This is a genomic window from Myxococcus sp. AS-1-15 (assembly GCF_020037055.1).
Lineage (GTDB): Bacteria > Myxococcota > Myxococcia > Myxococcales > Myxococcaceae > Myxococcus > Myxococcus fulvus.
In genome coordinates this window covers 48,079-71,736 of the sequence record NZ_JAIQDF010000009.1, presented here as the reverse complement: position 1 = coordinate 71,736, position 23,658 = coordinate 48,079, and the positions used below count along the sequence as shown (strand labels likewise).

Genomic DNA, 23,658 nt, shown 5'->3' with positions numbered 1-23,658 from the left:
TCACCACTGCCACCACGCACACACCTTGGATAATCTGTCTCAAGGCACTTCCCCCACCGCAAAGAGTCGTGTCACACGCCCACCCGCCAGCACCATCACCGCCTGCTCATCCTGAAAGAATATCTCTCGCCCATCGACGCCATATTGCGCGCGTGCACGAAAATCCTCCGCCAACAGCAGGCGGTGCAACACCCGGGCGGGACGCTTCAACGACGTCCACTCCTTGAGGACTGCATGCGGCCCATCCCTCGCCACGAAGACCAGTCGTTTCCCATCAGGGGAGAACGCCGGCTCATTCAAATCTTCCGCCGCGAGGACTTCCGGCTGCACCACTCCGTTCTTCATCAAATGCAAACTCTTCTTCGTCACGCTGCACAGCGTATGCACGTAGAGGAGTTCTCCATCTGGCCGAAACGTCGGACTGAGATGGCACCCCACCTCATCCGTCATCGCCTGCACCTCCGTCCCGTCCATCCTCACGCGATATAGCTGGGCATTGGCTTGCGGCTGGTGCTGCCCCGGTGGCCCTCCCATTTGCGGATGGTGCGCGTAGTAGACCCACTTGCCATCCGGACTGAGTGCCGGATCAGCGTGAAAGCCCAATTCCCTTCCGATTCGTACCGGCGCCGTATCCGAGCGCCACTCCCAGCGATACATCAAATCGTTCCGCGCCGTCTCATCATACGCGGTGAAGACCACGTACCGCCCATCTGTCGAGAGAGTCAGCGTCCTCGCTCTATAGGGCGGCGGAAGGACAATCCGCTCGGGCTTCCGCGAATGCACTTCCAATGCCACCCACTCTCCTGACCTCCCAAACGTCACGAACCTCGCCTCCACTTTCGCAGGGGGAGACGTTGAAACCAGCACTGCCAGCAGGGCGCCCAGTATCATTTATCCGCCCCTCTCACTTCGGTCAGGACAGGCATCCAATCCGAGGGAGGAATACAAACGCCTGTCGCAGCTTGCGGATGGACCGTTCCGCATTTCCATCCCGCCGGACATTCAGCTTCCGCTCGACAGCCCTTAGAGCAGACGTACCCCGTACTTGGCGCCGCCTTGACATGAAGACACACGCCCGACACACACCCGGCTTCGCCTGAGCTAGAGCAATCCTCCCCCAGACCCGTGGCGCGCGCGGAGGCCGCCTTCTGGCGATGCTCTCCAAAAACTTCCTCGATAGGAGCCTCTTGCGTCACCATCTCTGGTGATGGCTCCTTACACGACCCGGCCAGTACCGCCATGACTCCAATCAACAGAGTAATTCGGTTCGTCACAGCGTCTCCAAGGCAAGACCTCACGAATCTTTGTCCAATAGTTCACATATCGCTCCCTTCACACGCAAGTCAACTAATCCCCGCATTCCCACGTCACGCATATTTGCCACCACGATACGCATGCATCAGGTGAACAGAACCCACACCGCGAGAGGACATCGCCTCCTCTGCGATTCATGAAGTCGTAAGTTTCGACCCTCACGCTCCAAACCTCTGACGCATCCGACGCCCGTGAATGGCCGGCCTGCAGGTTGCGGTTCGCATGGCACACCTGGATAGGCAGCCCATCGAGTCTTCTATTGAGAAGCAGGGATCACTGCCCCCGCCCTGCAGAAACGCGCCCGCTCAGCACGCGAATCGAATGCGCACACGAGGAGCAGTAAGGGACTTGCCAGCGCGATGCCTCGCTGGGATAACCGAACCATCCGACTTTACAGGGAAACCAATGGAAGCTCCTCCCCAGAAATCCTTCGCCCGCACCTACATCGGCATTCTTTTTCACCTCTGGGTCTTCCTTGGCTCCTTTCTCCTCTTCCAGGTCGAGCTCATCCTCGCCAAGCGGCTCCTCCCCTCTTACGGCAGCAGCGCGGCCATCTGGACAACCTGCCTTGTTTTCTATCAAGCCGTTCTGGTGCTCGGGTACTTCTACTCAAGCAGAGTGACTCTGGCGGTTCAGCAGGGAAGCTATCGCTGGGCGCATCTGATCTTCGTGCTGCTCGCGGTGGTCGTCTTTCCTTTCCGACTGCATCATTTCGACCTGCCACCCGTCGCGGCCATTCTCCTCACGCTGACGATATCCCTGGGATGGCCGTTCCTGGCTCTGTCAACAACAAGCGTCGTTGCACAGGGGTGGTTTACAAGAACGGAGCACCCGTCAAGGGCTGATCCGTTCTTCCTTTACGGGACATCCAACGCAGGGGCCCTTCTGGCCCTTCTATCCTTTCCCTTCCTGGTGGAGCCAGCACTCGACCTCGAAGTGCAACTCCTGGTCTGGTATGTCGGCTATGGGTGCTTTGTCCTCCTGGCGTGGCTTTGTATCCTGCAGGTTCGAACTGGAGCCCCCACCGACAGAACAGCGGAGACGTCCCCCAACGCAGAGCCCCGCCTTCAGGCTCCGCGCTCATCACGAGTCACCTGGATGCTGCTTTCAGCAAGCGCCAACGCTCTGCTACTTGCAGTCACGAACGTCCTCACCCTGGACGCATCCATCCCGCTGCTGTGGATTCTCCCCCTCTCACTCTACCTGCTTACACTCGTTATTTGCTTTTCCAAGCGACCGCCCACCGAAGCGGGGCTGAACCGGCTGGCTGTAGGAAGTCTGGCCATCGCCGTCATCGCGGCCGTCTTCGCACTGGCTCGGGCACAAACATCCATACCGTCGCTGGTCCTCCACAGCACCGTGCTGTGGGTAGGCTGCTTGCTGATGCATGGAAACCTCGTGTGGAGCCGCCCAAGCGACCCTCGCCTTCTGGGCTCCTTCTACCTGCACGTTTCTCTCGGAGGATTGGCCGGGACTCTATTACTTGCACTGATCGTCCCCCTGACCCTCGGCTCCCTGGCGCTTCCTTATCTGGATCACGGACTGGCCGGACTTCTTCTCCTGGCCGGGCTGGCGGCGCGCGATGTGATGCGTCAGGCCCAAGGGGTGCCTCGCCCCAAACTCGCGCCCTACGTTTCGGGCGGAGCAGCTCTTTTCATCATCGCAATCCTCACGCTCTCCGGGTGGATGCTTGCTCGAGGGCGAATCGAGGGGTCCCGGACCTTCTATGGTCACTACACCGTCAAGGACACAGGGACACTGCGACTGTTTCAGCACGGCAGCACCGTTCATGGAGTCGAGAACCTCCACCCGGATGAACGCGGAGAACCGCTCTCGTACTATCACCGCGGTTCTCCAGTGGGTCGCGTGCTCGCCGCGGAGCGCATTGGGCGAGGTCGGGTTGCCGTTGTGGGACTTGGCATCGGGAGTCTCGCCGCATACGGCCGGCGCGGTGAGTCCTGGGACTTTTATGAACTCGACCCAGAAGTCGAACGACTCGCCCGGCAGTACTTCAGCTTGCTCAACACGAGCCAAGCGCAGATCCGCGTGATTACTGGCGATGCGCGTTTGCGCATCGAGGAAGCCGAGGATGCTCGCTACGACATCATCGTCCTTGATGCGTTCTCCAGCGACTTCGTCCCAACACACCTGCTGACCCGTGAAGCGCTGGACCTCTATCTCCGGAAGTTGAAGCCAGAGGGGATTCTGCTCTTTCACGTTTCGAGCCGACTGTTCAACCTCATCCCAGTCCTCACCCGCCTGAGCACTGAACTGGGCGTCCAGGGACTCGTCAGTCAGAACGAGACCCTGACCGCCGACGAACTCGCGACGGGCCGCTCACCGAGCCTGTGGTTCGCAATGAGCCCTGACAGCACCGTCACGAGCATCCTCGAGCAAGAGCTTCCATTCCAGGCGATGGAGTCGTCTCCTGACCTCCTGGGTCGACGAGCCTGGACAGACAACTACGTCAATCTCCTGCATGCACTCGCCCAATGAAACCGAAGGGCCGCCCGGCCAACCTGGATAGCCCTGGGAAGGAGCTGCCCTACCGCGGCAGGCAGCTATCGAGCTTGCTCGGTCGGCTCCATCGAGCGCGCCTTCGCAGGAGGCCCGGGAGCACTGTAGGCTGCGGCCCACATGAGAACGCGGTCCCTCCTCCTCCCAGGACCGGCGGCTCTGGCGGCACTGGTGCTCACCGTGCGGCTCGGGATGTCGCCGCTCAAGAACTTCGACCTCTTCTTCCACCTCGCCGGGGGCCAGTTCGTCCTGAAGAACGGCTTCACCCGAGTGGACCCCTTCAGCGTCACGGGGACCGCGGGCTGGGTGCCTCACGAGTGGGGCTTCGGCGTGCTCTGCGTCGGCCTCATCCGCCTGCTCGGCGCCGCGGGTCCCGCGCTGCTCGTCGCGGGGCTCGTCGCGCTCAACCTCATGCTCCTGTGGAAGGTCCTCGAGCGCGCCGCCTCGGGTCGACGCGGCCTGCTGGCCGTCGCCACGCTCGCCGCCCTGCTCGTCGTCTACGGCCCCACCTGGCCCCAGGAGCGGCCGTACCACCTGGGCCACCTGCTCTTCACCGTCGCGGTCCTCGCCATCCAGTCGTGGCGCGCGGGCAATGACCGCATCCTCTGGGTCTTCCCCTTCCTCGGCGCCATCTGGGCCAATGTCCACGGGAGCTGGTTGCTGGGCCCAGCGCTCCTCGGCTCCACCACCGTGGGCCAGTACCTCGACGAGCGCACCCCGGAGTCGCTCCGGCGCTCACTGAAGGCCGTCGGCTTCAGCGTGGCCGCGTTCCTCGCCGCAGGCCTGGGGCCCGATGGCATCAACATCTACCTGTACCCCATCCACCACTCGCTCCTCGCCTCCACGCAGACCATCGTCGAGTGGCGGCCCCTCAACCTCGACCTCGCGTCGAGCTGGGCCTATCTCGCGCTCGGCGGCGCGGCCTGCTTCGCGGTCGGCCAGTCCCGCGTCCGCAAGGTGGCCATCCTGCTGCCCACCTTCGTGCTGGGGCTCGCCGCCATCAAGGTCCAGCGACATGCGCCCTTCGCGGCCGTGCTGCTCGCGCTCGCGCTGCTGGAGCATGCGGCGCTGACGCGCGTCGCGGGCGAGACCACGGACACGGCGGTCAGCGCCTGGAAGCGATTCTGGGGTCGGGTGGATGCGTGGACGGCCGGATGGAGCGCCAAGGCCGGTGGCGGACTCTGGCCCACGCTCGCGCTGCTGGGGCTCGTCGTGATTCACGCTCAGCACCCGCTGCCCTTCGACCAGGGAGTGAAGCGCTCCGTCATCCCCATCCCGGTGTTCGAGGCGCTGCGCAAGCACCCGCCGGGCAAGGTCCTCAACCCCTTCGTCATCGGCGGGCCCATCTCGTTCTTCGCGGGCGCCGACTACAAGGTGTTCATCGACAGCCGGAACGACCCGTTCCCCATGTCCATCCACGAGGACTACGACAAGCTCGTCTGGGGCGAGCCCGGCTGGGAGGACGCGCTGGCTCGCTATGACCCTGACTACCTCCTCTGGGACATCGAGAACCCGGGGAACATCCTGCTCGACAACCTCCGTGTGCTCGGGGGCTGGCGGGAGGAGGCTCGGGACGGCAACTACGTCCTGTGGATTCGCGAGCGTCCCACCGCGACGGGCCAGCCATGACGACGCGGAGACTCGAGGGACGCAAGGTCGCGCTCGCCCTCGTCGGGCTCGTGGCGATGCTCGCGCTCGACTACAGCCCCGTGCTGCGCGGTGAGGTGCTCGCGGGCCGCGACGTGTTCCGCATCTTCTTCCCCGACTCCGCCTTCCTGCTCGAGTCCCTGCGCACGGGGGAGTTGCCCCTGTGGACGCCGTACATGCGGCTGGGACAGCCGTTCGCCGCGACGCTCTACTCGCAGGTGTTCTATCCGCCACGGTGGGTGGCCGTGCTCGTCTCCGGGCACATCGTCTCGATGACGGTGATGCACGTCGCGCACGCGGCGCTCGCGGCGGTGGGCGTGTTCCTGCTCGCGAGGAGGCTGCGCGCCTCGTGGCCCGCGGCGCTCGTCGCGGGCGCCATGTTCGGTCTGTCGCCGATGATGACGGACCTGGGCATCCAGCAGAACGTCGTGGATGCCGCGGCCTGGAGTGGGTTCATCCTCCTGGCGGCGTATGACCTCGCGCTCCAGCCCGGACGCGGGCCGCTGACCCGCCTCGCCATCTTCTCCACCCTGTCCCTGTTCGCCGGCTCGCCGGAGACCACGCTGTGGCAGGGAATCATCGCGGTGCTCGTGGCCGGTTTCGTCGGCGCGACGAGGTCACCTGGAGCGCGGGGAACAGGCACAGCACCTTCGGCATCTCATGCCGCGAGCCTCGGCCCGTCGAAGCACGAAGGCAGCGTGACGCCTCGCTCAACTGAGGGACGCGTCGCGCCCTCCGTGGCTTCAGTGTCATCGCAACATGTCGTGGCGTCCCGCGAAGCCTCGGCCCAGGCCGAGGGAGAATCGGCTGCCAGACTCGCGCTCACGGGGCAGCACCCCACAGGCGCATCCGCGACCGAGGGTACGGCTCACGTCGCCGAGCATCCCGCCGCACAGCGCCCGCTCGCGAGCCCCTCATCGCAGATCGCATCCGAAGGTGAGGCCTCGGTCGGGCATCCCGCCGCGCAGCGTTCCCTCACGAGCCCCTCATCTCAGGTCGCGTCAGCATCCGACGAGGATGTCTCTGTCGGACGCCCCGCCGCGCAGGGCCCGCTCCCGGGCTCTGCCTCTCAGGTTGCGTCCGCGTTCGAGAGTGCGCCCCACGTCGCATCCAGTTCCACCTCCGAGCCGGAGCAGACCCTCCACGTCACCACCGCCTCGCCACGTTCATCACGGGCCTCACGGAGGGGTCTCCGCTCCCGAGTCCTCGCCGTGGTGGCCGTCGCGGGTGGATTCATCCTCTCCGCCATCCTCGCGTCCGTGGTCCTGGTGCCCACGGCCGAGTTCGCGCTCAACTCGCTGCGCGCGCAGGGTGGCTGGTCGGAGCAACTCGCGTGGTCCGTGTCGTGGCCGCAGGTGCTCTCGTCGGTGTGGCCGCTCGCGGACTGGCCTCGTGACAGGTACTGGGGCAAGGACCAGTGGTTCATCCTCAACCTGTTCCTGGGCACCCTGCCCTGCACGCTCGCCATCGTCGGTGGGCTCCACGGTCCACGGCGCGCTCGTCCCTTCCTCATCGGAGCACTCGCCCTGGTGCTGCTGAGCCTGGGGCGGCACTTCCCTCCCGCGGCCTGGGTCCTCCAGTCCGTGCCGCCGTTCTCCCTCTTCCGCTACCCCGCGAAGTACTTCGTCGGCACCGCCTTCTGTCTCTCCGTGCTCGCGGCCTTCGGGCTGGATGCACTGGGCCGGCTCGCGCGGAAGCTGCCTCCCTCGCGCGTGAAGGCCGCCGTGGCCTTCGTCCTCATGGGCGGTGCCATCGCCGCGAGCGGACCCGTGGTCCGCATGCTCCCCATGCGCGCCTCCGCTGAAGCCGGTGCCCCCTGGGTGCCCTTCGCGCTCGGTCTCGCCGTGGTCACCGTGCTCCTTCTGCCGTGGTCCTTCGCCCGCCCGCGCCGCGTGCGACACGGACTCGCGGCACTCGCCGTGCTGGAGCTCGCGGCCGCGCACTCGTTGCTCGGCGTTCCCAGGTACACGCCCTGGGAGGCCTTGAAGCAGCCCTTCTCCCTGCGCGCCTTCCTGCCCGAGCCCTTCCAGGGACGCATCAGCGCGGACATCGAGGGACCCGAGGACCCGACGCGCGTCGGCATCACCAACACCATCGAGCGCAGCCTCGACCGCCTCATCCCCAACCGCTTCGTCGAGGAACGCCTCCTCGCCCTCGAGGGCTATGGCGCCCCCGAGCCGCTGCGCTCGGACGTCTTCCACCTCGCGGGAGAGCGCGGCGCCTACGACCTCGCGGGCGTCACACACTACATCCGCAAGGGGCCGCCCCCCTTCGAGGACCTCGAGTTGCTCCATCAGGCCGAGGACGGCACCACGCTGTCCCGCTCGCGCACCGCGCTGCCTCGCGCGTTCCTCGTCCAGCGCGCCCGCGTCGTCTCCGACGAAGAAGCCCTGGAGGCCGTCCTCGACGAGGACCACCCCTTCCGGGAGATCGCCTTCCTCGCCACCGGCGAGCCCCTGGACCAGCCCGAGTGCGCCGGAGGCTCCGTGCGAATCGAGAAGAGCACCGCCCAGCACCTGGAGCTCGACGTCAGCGCGTGTGACGACAGCTACCTCGTCGTCTCGGACAGCTACTACCCCGGGTGGCGCGCGACGGTGGACGGGAAGGACACCCCCATCCACCGCGCCAATCACGCCCTGCGCGCCGTGCGCCTGACTCCCGGCGCCCACCGCGTCCACTTCGACTACGCGCCCACGAGCTTCCGGCTGGGACTCGCCCTGTCACTGCTCGGCTGGGCGGGGCTCGGCTTCGTGTGGCTCAGGGCGAGACGCCGCGCGTGACGCGTCTCATGACGTCACGCCGTGCCGCTCCGCGTTCGCCACGAAGGCATCCCGCAGGTACCGCGCGAGCCCCGGCTTCACGCGGTCCAGGTTCTCCGTGAAGCGCGAGTCCCCCACGTACATCTCTCCGAGCCCCCGCTGCATCACGTGTGAGCATGGGTAGAACCACTTCGAGATGAACTGGCGATACGCCTCCGCCAGCGTCAGCACCTCGGGGTCCGTCGCCACGCGCCCCGCTTCGAGCTGTTCCGCGAGTGCCCCGAGGAGGCCGTCCTGCTCCGCCTTGATGGCACTCCAGTCCTCCTTCTTGTAGCGCGAGGTCCGTCGGGACGACTCCCGGTACGCCTCGGTGTCACCCCAGCGCTCCTTCACCTCCGCCTCGTACTTCGACGGGTCGAAGTCCCCAAACGCCTCGAACATCTTCTCGCTGTCCATGTGCTTCCCCTGCTCGAGTGCCTCCAGCGCCTGGTCCACCGTGCGCCGGAGGGCGTCCAGTCGCGAGGCCCGCTCGGACAGCAACTGCCGCTGCATGAGCAAGGCCGCGCGGAGGTCGAAGTGAGGGTCGCCCAGGATGCGGCGGATCTCCTCCAACGGGAAGCCGAGCTCCCGGAAGAAGAGCACCTGCTGCAACCGCCGCAGGTCCACCTGCGTGTACAGCCGGTAACCGGCCTCGCTGCGCCCCGAGGGACTCAACAAGCCCAGGTCGTCATAGTGATGCAACGCCCGGACGCTGACCTTCGCCAGACGGGCCACCTGGCTGACTGTAAGGGCCATCTCTCTCCACCTCGGATGAGATGACTAAGGCCTCACGTCGCGTGAGGGTCAACCCCGGGCGTGCACGAAGCTACCGGCGCCTCGAGCAAGCCCCTGCTTCAGTCGCCGCGCGCCACGCTCGCGGGAGCGTCCATCGGCGGACGGAAGACGTAGAGCATCAGCGGCGAGCCCTCCGTCACGCGCACCGAGGCGCCCCGACGCAGCACCCACAACTGCCCCACCTTCACGGGCTTCTCCTCGTCCGCGGTGAGGACACCCGAGCCCTCCGCCACGTAGACGATGACCGGCTCCGCCCGTGTCGCCTCCAGCGAATGCGCCCCCCGCGCGAGCACCACGCTGGACATCCGCCCCTCCAACGCGGGCAGCTTCACGATGGCCGCCTCCCCGCCCGCCTCCGCCAGCTCCGCGAGCGCCTGCAATGGAGTGAAGGTGAAGGGCTCCGGCCCCCGCTGCATCCGCGCGTCCTCCGCGTCGATGTAGAGATTCCCATCGAAGCGCGGCGCGGCGAACACCAGGTTGCCCAGCATCTGGTCCTCCGCGCGGTTGAACCACGCGTGCCCGGTGAAGGGCTCGGAGGCAATCAAGTCCCCGGGAGGATGCGTCCCGCGTCGCTCCGTCAGCGCCCCCTCCTGCCCCCAGATCTGCTGCACCTCCGCCTGCCCCGCGACGATGACCGTGGCCTCGTGCGTGCGACGGTGGATGTGCAGCGGGCACGCCTGCCCCCGCCCCATGACGTGCAGGTGCACCGTCGCGCCGTCGGCGAAGAAGAACGTGTCCGAGATGTCCGCCGCGTCGGGGTTCTTCTTCGCCAGCGACTCGAAGACGGCGGGCACGTCGAAGACCTCGACGTCCGGGTCCTCGGGCACCGTCATCGCGCGCTTCACCGCGAACAGCACCGCCACCAGGAACACCGTCAGCAGCAGCGACAGCGTCCGGTACAACACCACCCGACGTCGCAGCGTGGCGGACTCAACCGAGATGGGCTCGCTCAAGGAGGGCATCCTGGACGTCAGCGTCGTCAGGCCCCTCGCACCGCAGCCGAGCCTGAAGCGCACAAAGAAACATGGCGGGGCCATCCGTGAGGAGGACACCCGCCACATGATTCGGAGGAAGCGCCGCGAGGCAACTCCTCACGAGACCCGAGGGACTCAGTAGGCGTTGTTCTTGCCGAAGTCCTTCATCGTCTTCTTGTTCAGCGCGACGTTGGACGACTGACCGTCGTTGTCCACGTCGGAGTTGCCGGCGAGGGCGGCCGCGGAGGCGCCGAACAGCTTGCGGATGTTGTCACCGAACAGCGTCACAACGCCGATGGCGGCGATCGCGATGAGGGCAACGATGATGATGTACTCGGTCATGCCCTGACCACGAGCCTTGCGGAGCTGGTTCTTCTTCGAGATCGCCTTCATGGAAGTCTCCTGGGGTTCAGACGGGAAAGACACCCTGTTACTCGGGGTTGAAACGCACCCTAAAGGAGATCCCACCTGCACCTCCATCCGTCATCGGGAGGATGGGGGTAATCTCCTGTGATTCCGGGCGAATAGCTCACTTCTTGAGAATTGGAGGCCCGCTCAGGGGCCGACCGGGGCCGCAACGGGCGGAGAATCCCGGGTGCACGCGGAGGCAGGGAGAGCATCGCACAGGTTCCGCACCGCCCGTGACAGCTCCTCGTCCTGGGGGTGCTCGGCGGCGGCCTGCCGTCCCAGGGCGAGCGCCTCCCGCGCATCCACCGGCGTCCAGACCGTGCGCGTGGCCCAGGCCTGTTCGGCCACGAGCTTCAGGTACGCGGCGATCAGCTCCGGCTCACGCCCACCTTTTCGCACCTCGGGCTCCAGGAGGGAGGCGGCCAGCGACAAGTCCTTCTGGGCCAGGGCGGCGCGGGCCAGGGCCACGGCTGCCCCGCGGCTGTCGGGCGCCACCTGTCGCCACAGCGAGGCCACGCCCCGGACCAGGGGGTCATTCGCGGCGTGGTAGCGCTCCATGTTCCGGTAGAGCCGCTCCGCCTGCTCGGAGGTGGGCGGGTGCTGGCGCAGGTAGTCCTCGATGAACAGCCGTGAGCTTCCGTCCGGGGAGCGCCGCTCGTCCTTCACGCGCACATCCAGGTTCGCCACGAAGAAGGCGATGGGCGAGGCGTACTCGAGCAGGTTGTGGTCGTCCGTGTTGATGGGCCCCGGGCCCGCGAAGGCGAGCTGCCCCTCCTCGCTGTGCACCTGCTTGGACAGCAGCGAGAACACGTCCGTGAGCCCCACCCGCTCCAGGTCCTTGCGCACCTCGGGCAGCGCCATGCGCCGGGCCAGCCGCTCGACGTCGAGGGCCAGCGGCTTGCGGCTCGCCACCATGACCAGGTCCTGCGGCCCCAGCCACGTGGTGGCGTGCGGGAAGGTGTCGCGCATGGTGCGGACCACCAGCCGGATGAGCTCGTCGTTGCTCTCGTAGGTGTGGATCCACTGCACCAGCACGCCGTCGTCGGTGAGGTGCCGGTCCACCGTCTGGAAGAAGTCCCGCGTGAAGAGGCCGGACACGCCCGCCACCCACGGGTTGGAGGGCACGCTCACCACCAGGTCGTACTTGCGGTCCGCCAGCGCCATGAACGTCTTGGCGTCGTCGATGTGCACGCGCGTGCGCGGGTCATCCACCGCGTTGCGGTTGTCATCCTTGAACAGGCGCGCGGCGTCGATGACCGCCGGGGCGATCTCCACCATGTCCAGCCGCTCCACCGGATGCGCCAGCACGCTGCCCGCCGTAATCGCCGCGCCCGCGCCCACCAGGAGCACGTTCTTCGGCTCGCGCGCGTGGAGCAGCGCGCCCAGGTGGCCGGCCATCACCTGCGTCTCCACGTCGCTGCCGTTGGAGGCGTCAATCTTGCCGTTGAGCTTCATGAAGCGCAGGTGGTCCTTCGGGTAGTCGGCCACCAGCACCGTCGCGAAGGTGTCGTCCCGGTAGAACACGGGCTGGAAGTTCTTCTCCGTGTCCGCCACCAGCTTCGCGTAGCTGTCCGGCGGCTTCTGGTGCGAGCGGATGGAGGCGATGCCCGACAGCCGCACGGACCAGCCGCTCATGCTGCCCAGCACCACCACGGCCAACAGCGCCGCCGCGCCCACCGGCCACAGCGCGCGCACGGGGCTCTGCGGACGGCCCGACAGCGCGTGGAAGGCCAGCGCCGCGGCGGCGAGGTTCGCCACCACGCCCGCCACGAAGTTGCCCTCCATGCCCCACCACGGCATCAGCACCAGCCCGCCCAGTGCCGAGCCGGTGATGGTGCCCACCGTGTTCCACAGGTACACGCTCCCCAGCTCGCGCCCCACCTCGGACACCTTCGCCGTCGCCACACGCGCCGCCGCCGGGAAGGCCGCGCCCATGAAGAACGTGGGCACCAGGAGCACGAGGCAGCAGAAGCCGAACGTGAGCAACTGGAACAAGGGCCAGGTGTCCACCGAGCGCGTCATCATCCACTGCGCCGAGCGGAACAGGTGCGGCAGCCGCACGTACAGGGGCAGCGCGACGCAGAGGCTCGCCACCAGCGCGACCTGCGTGAAGCCGTACACGCGCAGCGAGTCCACCTTCTGTGCCCGCGTCATCAGCCAGAAGCTGCCCAGGCCGATGCCCAGGATGAACGCCGTCAGGATGAGCGTGAACGCGTACGTGGACGCGCCCAGGACGATGGACAAGAGGCGGATCCACGTCACCTGGTAGAGCATGGACGTGAAGCCCGACAGCAGCACGCCCACCAGCGCCGCGCGCACCGCCACGCGGGGATAGGCCACGTCCTGGGCCCCTTCCGCCACCGGCGCCGCCTGTCCGGGCGCGAGCGCCGGAGGGTGCCTGCGCGCGAGCAGCAGCGCCGCCACCGCCAACAGGATGTTCAGCCCTGCCGCCAGCTTGGCGGAGGCCGACAGCCCCAGCACCGGCACCAGCCTGGTGCCCGCGATGAACACGCCCAGCGCCGCGCCCAGGCTGTTGACCGCGTACAGCCGCGCCAGCTCCCGCTGCACCCCCGACAGACTGTCCGCGAAATGACGAACCAGCGCCGGCAGCGTGCCGCCCATCAGCAGCGTGGGCACCACCAGGGACAGCGCGGCCACCAGCAGCCGGGGCCCCACCCGCCACCCGTCCGGCACGCTGGGCGCCACCGCCAGCCACAGGGCCCCCAGGGCGTCGAGGACGTAGGGGAAGGCCAGCGCGTACAGCGCCACGCCCAGCTCCAGCACGCCGTAGAGGGCCAGCGGGCTCTTCACCCGGTCCGCTGTCCGCCCGAAGACAGATGCACCCAGCGCCAGGCCGCCCATGAAGGTGGCGAGCACCACGGCATGCGCCTGACCACTGTTGCCCAGGACGTTCCCGAGATACTTGGACCAGACCAGCTCGTAGACCAGCGCGGTGCCTCCCGACAGGAAGAGGAGGGCCGACACAAGGTTCTTCGGGAAACGCGCGATGAGGGACATAAGGGGACAGCGCGGAACCTTACTCGTTATGTTCGGGACCCACCAATGAACGCCCACCTCCTGCAAGCCGCATTGCTCGCCTGGTCTCCAGGCCTGCGGGTGACCCGCGCGCAGGGAGACTGCGCCGCCATACTCCACCACCCCGCCGAGTCACTCGTGGACCGCCCGCTCCACGTGGCCCTGGGCATCTCCCAGGAGCGCGCCCGCGAGTTGGACCGCGTCGCGCGTGAGGACCGCCGCGCCGTGGAGTTCGTCTCCGCGCACCTGGGCGGCGAGGACGCCACGCCCTTGAGGCTCACGCTGGGTCAGGAGGACGGCGAGGCCTGCGCGTGCGTCCAGGACCTCAACGTGCTGCTGGAGGGCGCGCCGCCGGTGCAGATCTCCCGGCTGTCCTCGTCGCTCAGCCATGAGATCCGCAACCCCCTGTCCTCGGTGAAGATGGCGGTGCAGACGCTCGCGCGGAACACCGCGCTGTCGGACCGGGACAAGCGGCGGCTGACCATCGCCAACCGGGAGATCCGCACCATGGAGCGCATGCTGTGGCTCCTGTCCGAGTACGGCCGCGACACCACGCCCAACCTGGACGCGCACGCGCTGCGCTCGGTGCTCCAGGAGGCCCAGGGCATGGTCGCCCTGGAATTGGCCGAGCGGCGCATCGAGGTGCGCGTGGACGAGGAGGCGGAGCTGCCGCGCGTGCGCGTGGACCCCAACCGGCTGCGGCCCGTGCTGGCGCAGGTGCTGCTCAACGTGGCCATGGGCCGCCCCGAGGACAGCCCGGTGGAGGTCGCCCTGAAGCGGGGCGGACCGGGCCGCGTGCTCATGGTGCTCAAGGACCCCGCCGCCGCCCTGCCTCCCGAGGAGAGCGGCACCCTGTTCGAGCCCTTCGGCTCGCGGCTGGCCCGAGGGGCGGGCCTGTCGCTGGCGGCCCTGCGCCGGGTGATGATGGGGCAAGGGGGAGACGTGGCCGCCGAGGGCAGCGCGGAGCCCGGCATGGTGTTCACGCTGACGTTCGCCACCTGAGAGGGACGCCATGGAGACCCTCCTCATCGTCGACGACGACGTGTCGCTCCTCGAGACCTTGAAGATGCACTTCGAGGAGATCGAGCACGACAACCAGCCGCGCTACCAGGTGGCCACCGCCACCAGCGCCGCGGCGGGCCTGCGCGCGGCCCAGGAGACCATGCCCAGCGTGGTCATCCTCGACATGATGCTCCCGGACCGCACGGGCCTGGAGATCATCGAGGAGATGAAGGGGCTGTGCGGCGATGCCCGCATCATCCTCGTCACCGCGTACCACGACATGGAGACGACCATCCGGGCCATGAAGGCCGGAGCGTTCGACTACATCCACAAGCCCTTCCCGGACCCGGCCGCGCTGGACCTCGTCGTCGAGCGCGCGCTGGAGTACCGCCAGCTGTCGCGCCGCGCGGACGAGGTCAACCGCGAGAACGCCGCGGTGCGCCTGGGCGACATCGTGGGCACCAGTCCCCTGATGCAGCAGCTGGTGAAGGAGATTGGCAAGGTGACGGGCAGCCACGCCACCGTGCTGATTACGGGCGAGAGCGGCACCGGCAAGGAGCTCATCGCCCGCGTCATCCACAACTACTCGTACGACGAGCCCCGGCCCTTCATCGGCATCAACTGCTCGGCCATTGTCGACACGCTCCTGGAGAGCGAGCTGTTCGGCCACGAGAAGGGCGCCTTCACCGGCGCCACCGCGGGCAAGCCCGGCAAGTTCGAGCTGGCCGAGGACGGCACCGTCTTCCTCGACGAGATTGGCGACATGTCGCTGATGCTCCAGGCGAAGCTGTTGCGCGTGCTGCAGGAGCGAGAGTTCGAGCGCGTGGGCGGCGTCAAGCGCATCAAGCTGCGCGCCCGCGTCATCGCCGCGACGCACCGCACACTCGCCGAGGAGGTGGAGGCCACGCGCTTCCGCGAGGACCTCTACCAGCGCCTCAAGGTCATCACCCTCCTGATTCCCCCGCTGCGCGAGCGGCGCGAGGACATCCCGCTGCTCGTCAAGCACCTGCTCGAGCGCATCAACGAGAAGGTCCACAAGCGCGTCACGCGCGTGCCCACCGAGGTGATGGAGCGCCTCACCCGGCTGCCGTGGCGGGGCAACGTGCGCGAGCTGGAGAACGTGCTCACGCGCGCTGTCGTCCTCGCGCCAGGGGATGTGCTCCGCGGGGATGATCTCCCGTCACTCGACACCCAGCCCTCACCGGACAACGGACGGCCCCCGAGCAACAGCCTCATGTTCACCGCGCCCGCGGTGGACGACGCCAGCCAGATTCCGACGCTCGACGAAGCGGAGCGGATGCTGATCGCCCGTGCGATGGCCGTCACCAAGGGGCACAAGGGTCGCACCTGCCAGATTCTTGGAATCAGTCGCCCGACCCTCGAGCGCAAACTGCAGAAGTACAATCTTTCACAGGGACAGAACCCTTCAGGGCCGGGGTTCCCCGTGAAAGACGACCCGTGAACATTGTCCGGGCCGCGACAAAGGCCCTGGTGGATTTAACGTTTCGTTCAACTTGATCAGACTGTTTGAACGTTCTGTTTCAGGTTTTGGACACAGAAGGGTGGGTGCTACGGACCTCTAGCGCTAAGTACCCGGCATTCTTGGATGTGTTCCCCCTGGAGCACTTCATTCCCCGCTGGCACGTTCCTTGGAACTGGAAAGCCCCGTTGCCGCCGAAGCAGGCGGCCGCTTCTACCCCCGACTGCCTTCCACGGAGTGAATGCCATGCACGGTTTCAATCGCCCCCTCGGCCCTATCGGTTCCAACGTCGTGGCGCCGCTCCAGGCGACCAGCTCCGGGATGATGGTCACCGCGAACAAGCTCGTTCCGGGGCAGGAGGCCATCGACTTCAAGGGGTACTTCAAGGTCGAGTCCTTCCCGCACAACTCGACCATCTACCGCCCCGGCGACAACACGGACCGCGTCTATCTGCTCAAGTCCGGCCGCGTGCGCCTGATGCGCATCGGGAAGAACGGCACCCGCTCGGTGGTGTCCATCCTGCGCCCGGGCGACCTGTTCGGCGAGCTGTTCCGCCCCGAGGGGACGCCCATCGAGGAGATGGCCATCGCGGCGGGTGAGGCCGAGGTGTGGAGCATCGAGGGTCGTGACTTCCGCGCGCAGCTCGAGGCGCGTCCGGCCCTGGCGGTGGACGTGGTGCGCGCCTACGCCGAGCGCGTGCGTGCCCTGCGCAAGCGCGTGCTGGGCCTGACCTTCAAGGAGGTCCCGGCGCGTCTGGCGGACACCCTGCTGACGCTGGTGGAGGCGCACGGTGAGCGCTGCCCCCACGGCGGTGAGACGGACCTGCGCGGAATCACGCAGCAGGACCTGGCGGACCTGGTGGGCGCCTCGCGCTCGTTCGTGTCCACGCTCATCAACGAGATGAAGCGCGAGGGCGTACTGGGCAACGTCGGCCGCATCCTCTGCGTGCGCGACCAGAAGGCCCTGCGCAAGATCGCCTCGAAGGAGAAGTGAGCCACGGCCCGCGCTCGCGGGTGTGACGAAGCAGCGTTCAACGACGGGCCTGACCATGCGCTTCGCGTGTGGCCGGGCCCGCGTCGTTTTCTGGGGTGATGCGCGAGGCGTGAAGGATCGCCCGGCATGGCTCCAACTCCGGTGCGGGCGACTTCATGCGCTCCCGGATGCGCGGATGATCGACTCGTTCAATCCGGAGGCCGGGCTGCTCGAAAGTGGACGTCCGTGGCCATCGGACAAGCCGCGATGTGGGCGTGATTTCCACTGTCGTGGAACCCACGAAGCCCGCTCCAGTGCGGGGCTGAGGGAACGAACTCGACGAAACGCCCGGTGCCCACCGAACACCGACGAGTGAACCTCTCCGTTCAACTCGTTCAATCCGTCCCGCGCCGCGCGAGATAGCGAACGCTCGACGGGATGAGCGCGGCCAGAAACTTGCCGCTCGCGCGAGTCGAGCCGTCTGTCCGCGCGGACCCACGGAACCGTCCGCCGACAGGGGACCTGCGGCGTGGGACTCGCGCCTGCCACGAGAGGCCGCGTCACGCGAACCCCACGCGCGTGCTGGGGGTCCGTCGGGACCGCCTCTGCACCCGCGGCCCCGTCACGACTCAGACGCGGGCCTTCAGCTCCTCGACCTCGGCGCGCAGGAGCCAGTCATCCTGGAAGTCCGTCGCGGCGGCGGCGATCTGCGCCAGACGCTCCGGCTTCGCGCGCCCCGACTCACGCAAGCCGCGCACCTCGCGGTAGAGCGCCGCGAGTGACGGATGCAGCGCCAGCGACTTGCGCTCGCGCGCCTTCGACTCGCCGTCGCCCTCCGCGAACGCCTCCAGCTCGCCGAACCACCGGTCCCACGTCGCCGGGTCCGCGGGCCCACCCGCCACCGAGGGCAGGTGCGTGCTCACGAAGAGCTTCGTCACCGCGGGCACCTCCAACACCCGACCCGCGAGCCGCGCGCGCAGCGCCAGCACCTCGCCCCCACCGGCGGCGAAGCCCTCCAGCTCCAACCCGCTCGACAGCGACAACTTGAACGGCCCGCGCTCCGGCAACCCGCCCGCGCCGAAGGCCACCAACGCCGAGCCATTCCACGGCCGCGTCCCGTCCGCCGCCTTGCCACCGCGCGAGACGATGATGGGCCCCTCCATCCGCACCAGCGCGGACGTGAGCCCGGGCGCCACCGGCCTCGGCGCGAGCACCGACTCCATCACCCGCCCCGTCACCTCGCGCTCGTCCGCCAGCACCAGGTGATTCACCGTGCGAGCCTCGCGCGCCACCTCCAGCCCGAAGTCCCCACCGCGCTTGAACGCCAGCGTCGACTCGAACTCCGCGAGCACCTCGAACAGGTGCTCGAAGTCGCGCGCCACGAAGAGCTGCGGCTGCATCCGCGTGATGTCGTATTCCGTGTCCGCGCACGCCACCGTGAGCGGCAGCTTGCGCACCGCCGGCGTCAGGCAATGCTCCGCCTCGCCGATGCTCGACAGGAGGCCCGCGCCGTAGATGCGCGGCCGCTCCAGGTCGCCCACCAGGCCGTACTCCGCCGTCCACCAGTACAGGCGGCTCGCGCGCGTGCTCTCGCTCACGTAGCGCCGGCTCGCGCTCGCCGCCGCCAGCCGCGCCTCCGCGTGCGCCACCTCGTCCTCGCTCGCGTCCGGGTCCTCCTTCACCACCGACAGGTTGCGGATGGCCTCGAACACCGCCTGGTCCTCCAGGCTCGCGATGGACTTGAACCCCACCAGGCCGCAGGCCTTGAGGTACTCCGAGTAGCGCCGGTTCGCGATGATGGGCGCATGCCCCGCGCTCTCGTGCACGATGTCCGGCGCGGGCGTGTAGCCGATGTGCTCGTGCGTGCGGATGTCCGACGCGATGGCCAGCACACCCATCGACTGGAGCTCCGTGAACACCGCCGGCGGGATGAACCCGCGCACGCCCACGCACGCCCAGCCCAGCCGCGACAGCCGCTCGTTCATCTCGTCGAGGCTGGGAATCGCCTCCAGGTTGATGCCCGTCGCCGACAGGCCCTCCAGGTACACCGGATGCGCCCGCTCGGAGAGATGTCCGCGCAGCTTGCCCAGGATGTGCCGCCACACCGCGTGGTCCCTCGGCGTGTACGCGTCGTAGTCCTGGCTCACCACGTAGCGCCGCAGATGCGCGGGCAGGCGGGATATCGTCAGTTCCGTTGGCGTCATATCCGAGTACTCCTGGTGAAAACTTCCAATCAGGAGAGGATACTGACGGCAGTCGGCTCCGGAAAACCGACAGAATCCGACGCCTTCGTCGTTTTATCGACGAGAACTCACACGCGCTGACGCAGTCCGTCGAGGACGCTGGCGGCCCCGGGACTGAGGGAGCCGGAGGGCCAGAGGGCCACGACCTCCACGGCCTGGGGCTCCTCCTCCTTCAGGGGCCAGGCGTGGATGTCCTCCGGGAACGGGTGCATGGGGCGCAGGTCGGGGGTGATCGCGCAGGCGCGAAACGCGCGCAGCAGCTCGTAGAGGAGCAGGAAGCTCTCGACGCGGGCGACCTCCTGCACCGTGACGCCGTGCTCCGCGAAGCGCGCGCTGTTCGCGCCACCGTAGGGGTCGTCGCGCAGCCAGTCGACGAAGGGCTGGCCCGCCAGGTCCCTCACATGCAGCGTGCGCCGGGCCGTGGATGCTGTCGCGAGCGAACTCCCGGGGCCCGCGAGCACGACGAAGGGCATGCGCAGCAGCGACTCCGACTCCACGCCCTCGTGTGGCGGCAGGGGCGTGAAGTCCAGGGCCAGGTCCAGCTGGCGCGTCTGCACCTGGCGCGTCAGCTCGTGCGGCCCGCCGAAGCTGAGCACCAGCTTGAGCCCCGTGGCCGCCGCGTTCTGGGCGACCTTGCCGAGCAGCGAGAGGGACAGCGTGGGATTGAGCCCCAGGCGCACCACGGGCTCGGCGCTGGCGAGGTCCTTCAGGCGCTTCATGTCGAGCTGGTGCAGGGGCGTCTGGGTGCCGGCGAAGAGCCGCTCCCCCCGGGCGGTGAGCTGGAGTCGACGCCCGGGGCCGCGCTCGAGCAGCGTGGCGCCGTCCGCCAGCGCCATCTCCAGCGCGCGGATGTGCTCGCTCACCACGGAGCGCGCCACGCCCAGGTGCTCGGCGGCGGACTCGATGCTGCCCGCCTCCACGGCGGCGGTGAAGGACTCCAGCCAGACGAGATGTCGCACCAGCTTGCGTGGCGGCATGCTCCCCATCCTGGCACCCCTCCCACACGCGGCACGAGGACTCTGGAGACGCCGGGCGCGCTTCCACTGCGAGGAAGCAGTCGGGCGCGCGTCGCTGCTTGAACATGCGCCGGGGGCGGGCTAGCAGAAGGCGCGATGTCCCGGACGCCTTCCGACACCCTCCCCGCCCAGGGGCTCCGCCAGCGTCTGGCCGGCGCCACGCCCCTGCTGGGCCCCGCGCTGCTGTGGTGCACGCTGCACGGGTTGCTCGCGCTGGCGTTCTTCGGTGCCCCCCTGCTCGCCTCCGTGGAGCGGCTGGCCGCCTCGCTGCGCCCCGTGCTGCTGGCGGGCGGCGTCATCCAGGCCCTGTTCCTGGGGCTGCTCACCTTCGTCGCCACGCTGCCGCTGATGTTGCTCGGGCGGCGCTACGCGGTGGCCCTGCCCATCGCCGTGGCGCTCGGCGTGGCGATGCTGGGCGTGGACGCGCTCGTGCTGTCCTCGCTGGGCTTCCACATCAACGGCCTGGTGCTCGCGGTGGCCATGCAGCCTCGCGCGCTCGCGGAGACGGGGCTCGCGCCGCACGAACTCGCGCTCCTCGCGGTCGGCACCCTGGCCGTGCTGTCGCTCGATGTCTGGGTGGGCGTCCAGTTCCTGCGCCGCGTCCATCGGCCCCGGCACGTGGCGAGGCTGGTCGCCGTCCTCGTGCTGACCACCGCGGTGGAGCGCCTGACGAGCGCGTGGCTCGTGTTCGCCCATGGTGGCGCGGTGCTGCACGCGGCCACCACCCTGCCCCTCCAGCCGCCCGTGCGGATGAACACGCTGCTGATGCGGCTGACGAGCCGGCCTCCCGCGTCGGGCCTGCGCCTGGGCGTGAGCCCCGAGGCCGGCGTGCCCGCGTCGACCATCGACCCCGCCGCCGTGCGCTTCACGCGCAAGCCCGACATCCTGCTCATCCTCGTCGAGAGCCTGCGCGACGACTTCTTCCGTCCGGACGTCATGCCCCACCTGTGGAAGCGCGCGGAGCACGGCACGCGCTTCCTGCACCACCACAGCGCGGCGAGCTCCACGGACTACTCGGTCTTCAGCCTCTTCTTCGGCCTGGAGGCCCAGCGCCGTGACGCGGTGGTGGGCGCGGGCCGCGCGCCCCTGCTCTTCCCCGCGCTGCGGGAGAACGGCTATCGCCAGGCCTTCTTCGCCGCGTCCTCGGTGGACTGGATGGGGCTGAAGGACACGGTGTTCCGCGACGTGCAGGGCGGCCTGCGCACGGACTACGAGGGCAAGAGCCACCTGCGCGACGCGGCCATGGTGAAGGACGCGCTGGACCTGGCGCGCTCCACGCCCGTGGACACGCCGCTGTTCACGTTCGTGTTCTTCGCGGGCACGCACTTCGACTACGACTACCCGCCGCGCTCGGCGGTGTTCTCGCCCGCGTGGGACGGCAAGGGCGGCCTCGCCACCGCGCGCGTGCCCGCCGAGCACCTCAAGGCCCGCGCGTGGAACTCCGCCTACGAGGTGGACACGAAGGTGGAGGAACTGTTGTCCCAGTGGGAGGCCGTGCGCGGCACGCGCCCCCTGGTCGTCTTCACCGGAGACCATGGCGAGGAGTTCCGCGAGCACGGCCGCGTGGGCCACGCCAGCGACGTCACCGAGCTGCAACTGCATGTGCCCATGCTCGTCTTCGATGAACGCCTGCCGCCCGGAAAGGTCGAAGCCGTCACCGGCCACATCGACCTGGTGCCCACGCTGTTCGACCTGCTGGGGGACACGCACGCGCCGGAGCAACTGGGCGATGGGATTCCGATGAGCCGTCCGGACCCTCGGCGCTACCTGCTCACCACCATCGGCTGGGAGCCTCGCTACGCGCTCATCGGACGTGAGCTGAAGGTGCGCTTCGGCGCGGGCCTGCCCGGCACCGAGCTGAGTGACTTGTGGGACCGCCCGCTGCCAGATGCGCAGGAGCGCTTCGCGGCCGAGGCGCCGCGAATCCTCCGCAGGCTGCGCGGCGGTGGCGCGCAGAGCGAAGCTTCCGAGCCCACGCCCCGGCCCGTCCCCACGGGGGCTCCCGCAACCGCGACCCAGCCGCCACGCTGAGGCACGCGTCCGTGACTCAGAAGCGGACGCGGGCGCCGAGCGCGAGCGAGAACAGGCCCAGCTTCACGGTGTCCGGGTTCCGGAGGAACTGGACGATGCGGTAGTCCGTGGCGACCAGCTCGTAGTACCCCTCGAGCCGCTCGAACCCGAGCACCTTCGCCGGCCGCCCCACGCCCCCTCCGAGCAGGAACGCCGGACGCAGCGCCGTCTTGAACCAGTAGTAGCCCGACTCGTACCGGTCCGGCAGCGTCAGGTAGAAGTCATCGCCGAACGTGTAGCTGAACGCCGCGCCCAGGGTGAGCGGACGGAGGTCCCACTCCCCATGGCGCACCCGGAACGGATGCCACTGCGCCTTGAGCGTCAGCGTCACGAAGTCCGAGCCCGCCACCGCCTGCGGCGCCCAGCCCACGAGCACCTCCAGGTCCACCTGCTCGTCCAGGAACGCCCACCCGGGCCCCGCCGCGAGCATCCCGATGGAGCCCGCGAACTGCACGGCCGCATGGTCCGGCACGTACCACGGCGCCCCCTTCGACTCGGAGACGTCCTCGTGCAGCTCCTGCTCCTCCGCGCGCGCCGAGGACGCCGCCAGGAGCAGCGACGCCAGCAGTCCTCCCGCGAGCCCGGAGCGCGACATCAGAAGAAGACCTGTTCGACATCCACCGACGGCCCCTCGACGGAGACCAGCAGGTAGCTGCGGATGTCGAGCGCGTCGGTGACGAAGTAGCGCACGCCCTGTCGCTCATCGCTCTGGAAGCGGTGGGCGTGGCCGTGGAAGGACACCGTCACGCCCCGCTCCGACTGGAGCTCCTCCAGGGGCCCGGTCAGCACCGGGTCGAAGTCCGGATGCCCGGGCGCCACATGCGAGAAGGTGAAGAGGTGGCCGTCCGGCGGAGCATCGGCGAGCGCCTGCCCGAGCCTGGCCAGGTCAGGCACGTCGCCGGGGAAGTCGTACTCGCGGGAGTTCGAGTCGAAGAGGACGAACCGGCTGCCGCCATGTTCGAAGGACAGGAACGTCGGACCGAAGCGGGCCAGGAACAGCTCCGTCCCCTTACCCACCATGTCGTGGTTGCCGATGACCGCCATCGTGGGGACCGACGCGTCGCTGAGCAGCTTCGACACCCACTTGTACTCGTCCGCCGAGCCGAACTCCGTCAGGTCCCCCATCTGCACGGCGAAGTCCACGTCCCGCCGCGCCAGGTCCCGCACCGCCGCTTCCGAGGAGCCCTGGAAGATGCCGATGTCCCCAATCACCGCGAAGCGGAAGGGCCCCGAGCTCATCCGCTGCTGGAGCCGCTCCACGGCCCGCGCATTCGAGTCCCGCTCGCCCCCGCGAACCTCGTACGGGTGCATCTCGAACGCGCCACAGCCCGAGAGGAGCAGCAGCGATGGGAGCCAGGGTCTCACGACCCTCGGAACTAACGACCC

The 23,658-nt window shown here is 68.4% G+C and carries 16 protein-coding genes; 7 read left to right on the top strand and 9 right to left on the bottom strand.

The window, feature by feature from the left end:
- Positions 1-39 precede the first annotated feature (39 nt).
- On the bottom strand, positions 40-699 hold the full coding sequence (locus K8625_RS23700; protein ID WP_223783993.1) for a hypothetical protein: 660 nt from the start codon (positions 697-699) through the stop codon (positions 40-42).
- A 1,020-nt stretch (positions 700-1,719) separates the two neighbouring features.
- Between K8625_RS23700 and K8625_RS23695 the strand changes: the two genes are divergently transcribed.
- From K8625_RS23695 to K8625_RS23685, 3 genes are all read left to right on the top strand, one after another.
- Positions 1,720-3,810: a spermidine synthase gene (locus K8625_RS23695; protein ID WP_223783992.1), complete on the top strand. Its 2,091-nt coding sequence runs from the start codon at positions 1,720-1,722 to the stop codon at positions 3,808-3,810.
- Positions 3,811-3,951: 141 nt separating this feature from the next.
- On the top strand, positions 3,952-5,460 hold the full coding sequence (locus K8625_RS23690; protein ID WP_223783991.1) for a hypothetical protein: 1,509 nt from the start codon (positions 3,952-3,954) through the stop codon (positions 5,458-5,460).
- The gene (locus K8625_RS23685; RefSeq protein WP_223783990.1) at positions 5,457-8,258 is read left to right on the top strand and encodes a YfhO family protein; all 2,802 of its coding nucleotides are present in this window, start codon (positions 5,457-5,459) and stop codon (positions 8,256-8,258) included. The genes K8625_RS23690 and K8625_RS23685 overlap by 4 nt, the downstream gene beginning before the upstream one ends.
- A gap of 6 nt (positions 8,259-8,264) precedes the next feature.
- Here K8625_RS23685 and K8625_RS23680 read toward each other — a convergent pair whose 3' ends face one another.
- From K8625_RS23680 to K8625_RS23665, 4 genes are all read right to left on the bottom strand, one after another.
- Entirely contained in the window at positions 8,265-9,032 is a 768-nt protein-coding gene (locus K8625_RS23680) for a MerR family transcriptional regulator (RefSeq protein WP_223783989.1), read from the bottom strand.
- A gap of 98 nt (positions 9,033-9,130) precedes the next feature.
- Complete coding sequence (locus K8625_RS23675; protein WP_223783988.1) at positions 9,131-10,024, bottom strand: cupin domain-containing protein; 894 nt, start codon at positions 10,022-10,024, stop codon at positions 9,131-9,133.
- Positions 10,025-10,180: 156 nt separating this feature from the next.
- Positions 10,181-10,438 (bottom strand): hypothetical protein, encoded by a 258-nt coding sequence (locus tag K8625_RS23670; protein ID WP_046715176.1) that lies wholly within the window; start codon positions 10,436-10,438, stop codon positions 10,181-10,183.
- 162 nt (positions 10,439-10,600) lie between these two features.
- Entirely contained in the window at positions 10,601-13,471 is a 2,871-nt protein-coding gene (locus K8625_RS23665; RefSeq protein WP_370641959.1) for a fused MFS/spermidine synthase, read from the bottom strand.
- 45 nt (positions 13,472-13,516) lie between these two features.
- Here K8625_RS23665 and K8625_RS23660 point away from each other — a divergent pair, with 45 nt between their 5' ends.
- The 3 genes from K8625_RS23660 to mrpC all read left to right on the top strand — a co-directional run bounded on the left by K8625_RS23660 (position 13,517) and on the right by mrpC (position 16,964).
- A complete protein-coding gene (locus tag K8625_RS23660; protein WP_223745515.1) occupies positions 13,517-14,491 on the top strand; it encodes a sensor histidine kinase KdpD in 975 nt (324 codons plus the stop codon).
- 10 nt (positions 14,492-14,501) lie between these two features.
- Positions 14,502-15,953, top strand: a complete 1,452-nt coding sequence (locus tag K8625_RS23655; RefSeq protein ID WP_223745514.1) for a sigma-54 dependent transcriptional regulator — start codon at positions 14,502-14,504, stop codon at positions 15,951-15,953.
- A 264-nt stretch (positions 15,954-16,217) separates the two neighbouring features.
- The gene (mrpC, locus tag K8625_RS23650; protein WP_015351149.1) at positions 16,218-16,964 is read left to right on the top strand and encodes a Crp/Fnr family transcriptional regulator MrpC; all 747 of its coding nucleotides are present in this window, start codon (positions 16,218-16,220) and stop codon (positions 16,962-16,964) included.
- Between the two features lie 608 nt (positions 16,965-17,572).
- On the opposite strand, the gene K8625_RS23645 is transcribed toward mrpC, so the two are convergent.
- A complete protein-coding gene (locus K8625_RS23645) occupies positions 17,573-19,147 on the bottom strand; it encodes an aromatic amino acid hydroxylase (protein WP_223745513.1) in 1,575 nt (524 codons plus the stop codon).
- Between the two features lie 107 nt (positions 19,148-19,254).
- Positions 19,255-20,163 (bottom strand): LysR family transcriptional regulator, encoded by a 909-nt coding sequence (locus tag K8625_RS23640; protein ID WP_223783986.1) that lies wholly within the window; start codon positions 20,161-20,163, stop codon positions 19,255-19,257.
- A gap of 135 nt (positions 20,164-20,298) precedes the next feature.
- Between K8625_RS23640 and K8625_RS23635 the strand changes: the two genes are divergently transcribed.
- Complete coding sequence (locus K8625_RS23635; protein WP_223783985.1) at positions 20,299-22,233, top strand: sulfatase-like hydrolase/transferase; 1,935 nt, start codon at positions 20,299-20,301, stop codon at positions 22,231-22,233.
- A 16-nt stretch (positions 22,234-22,249) separates the two neighbouring features.
- Here the strand turns inward: K8625_RS23635 and K8625_RS23630 are convergent, their stop codons facing one another.
- The gene (locus K8625_RS23630) at positions 22,250-22,867 is read right to left on the bottom strand and encodes a hypothetical protein (RefSeq protein ID WP_223745510.1); all 618 of its coding nucleotides are present in this window, start codon (positions 22,865-22,867) and stop codon (positions 22,250-22,252) included.
- On the bottom strand, positions 22,867-23,637 hold the full coding sequence (locus K8625_RS23625; RefSeq protein ID WP_223783984.1) for a metallophosphoesterase: 771 nt from the start codon (positions 23,635-23,637) through the stop codon (positions 22,867-22,869). The genes K8625_RS23630 and K8625_RS23625 overlap by 1 nt, the downstream gene beginning before the upstream one ends.
- Between the last annotated feature and the right edge of the window lie 21 nt (positions 23,638-23,658).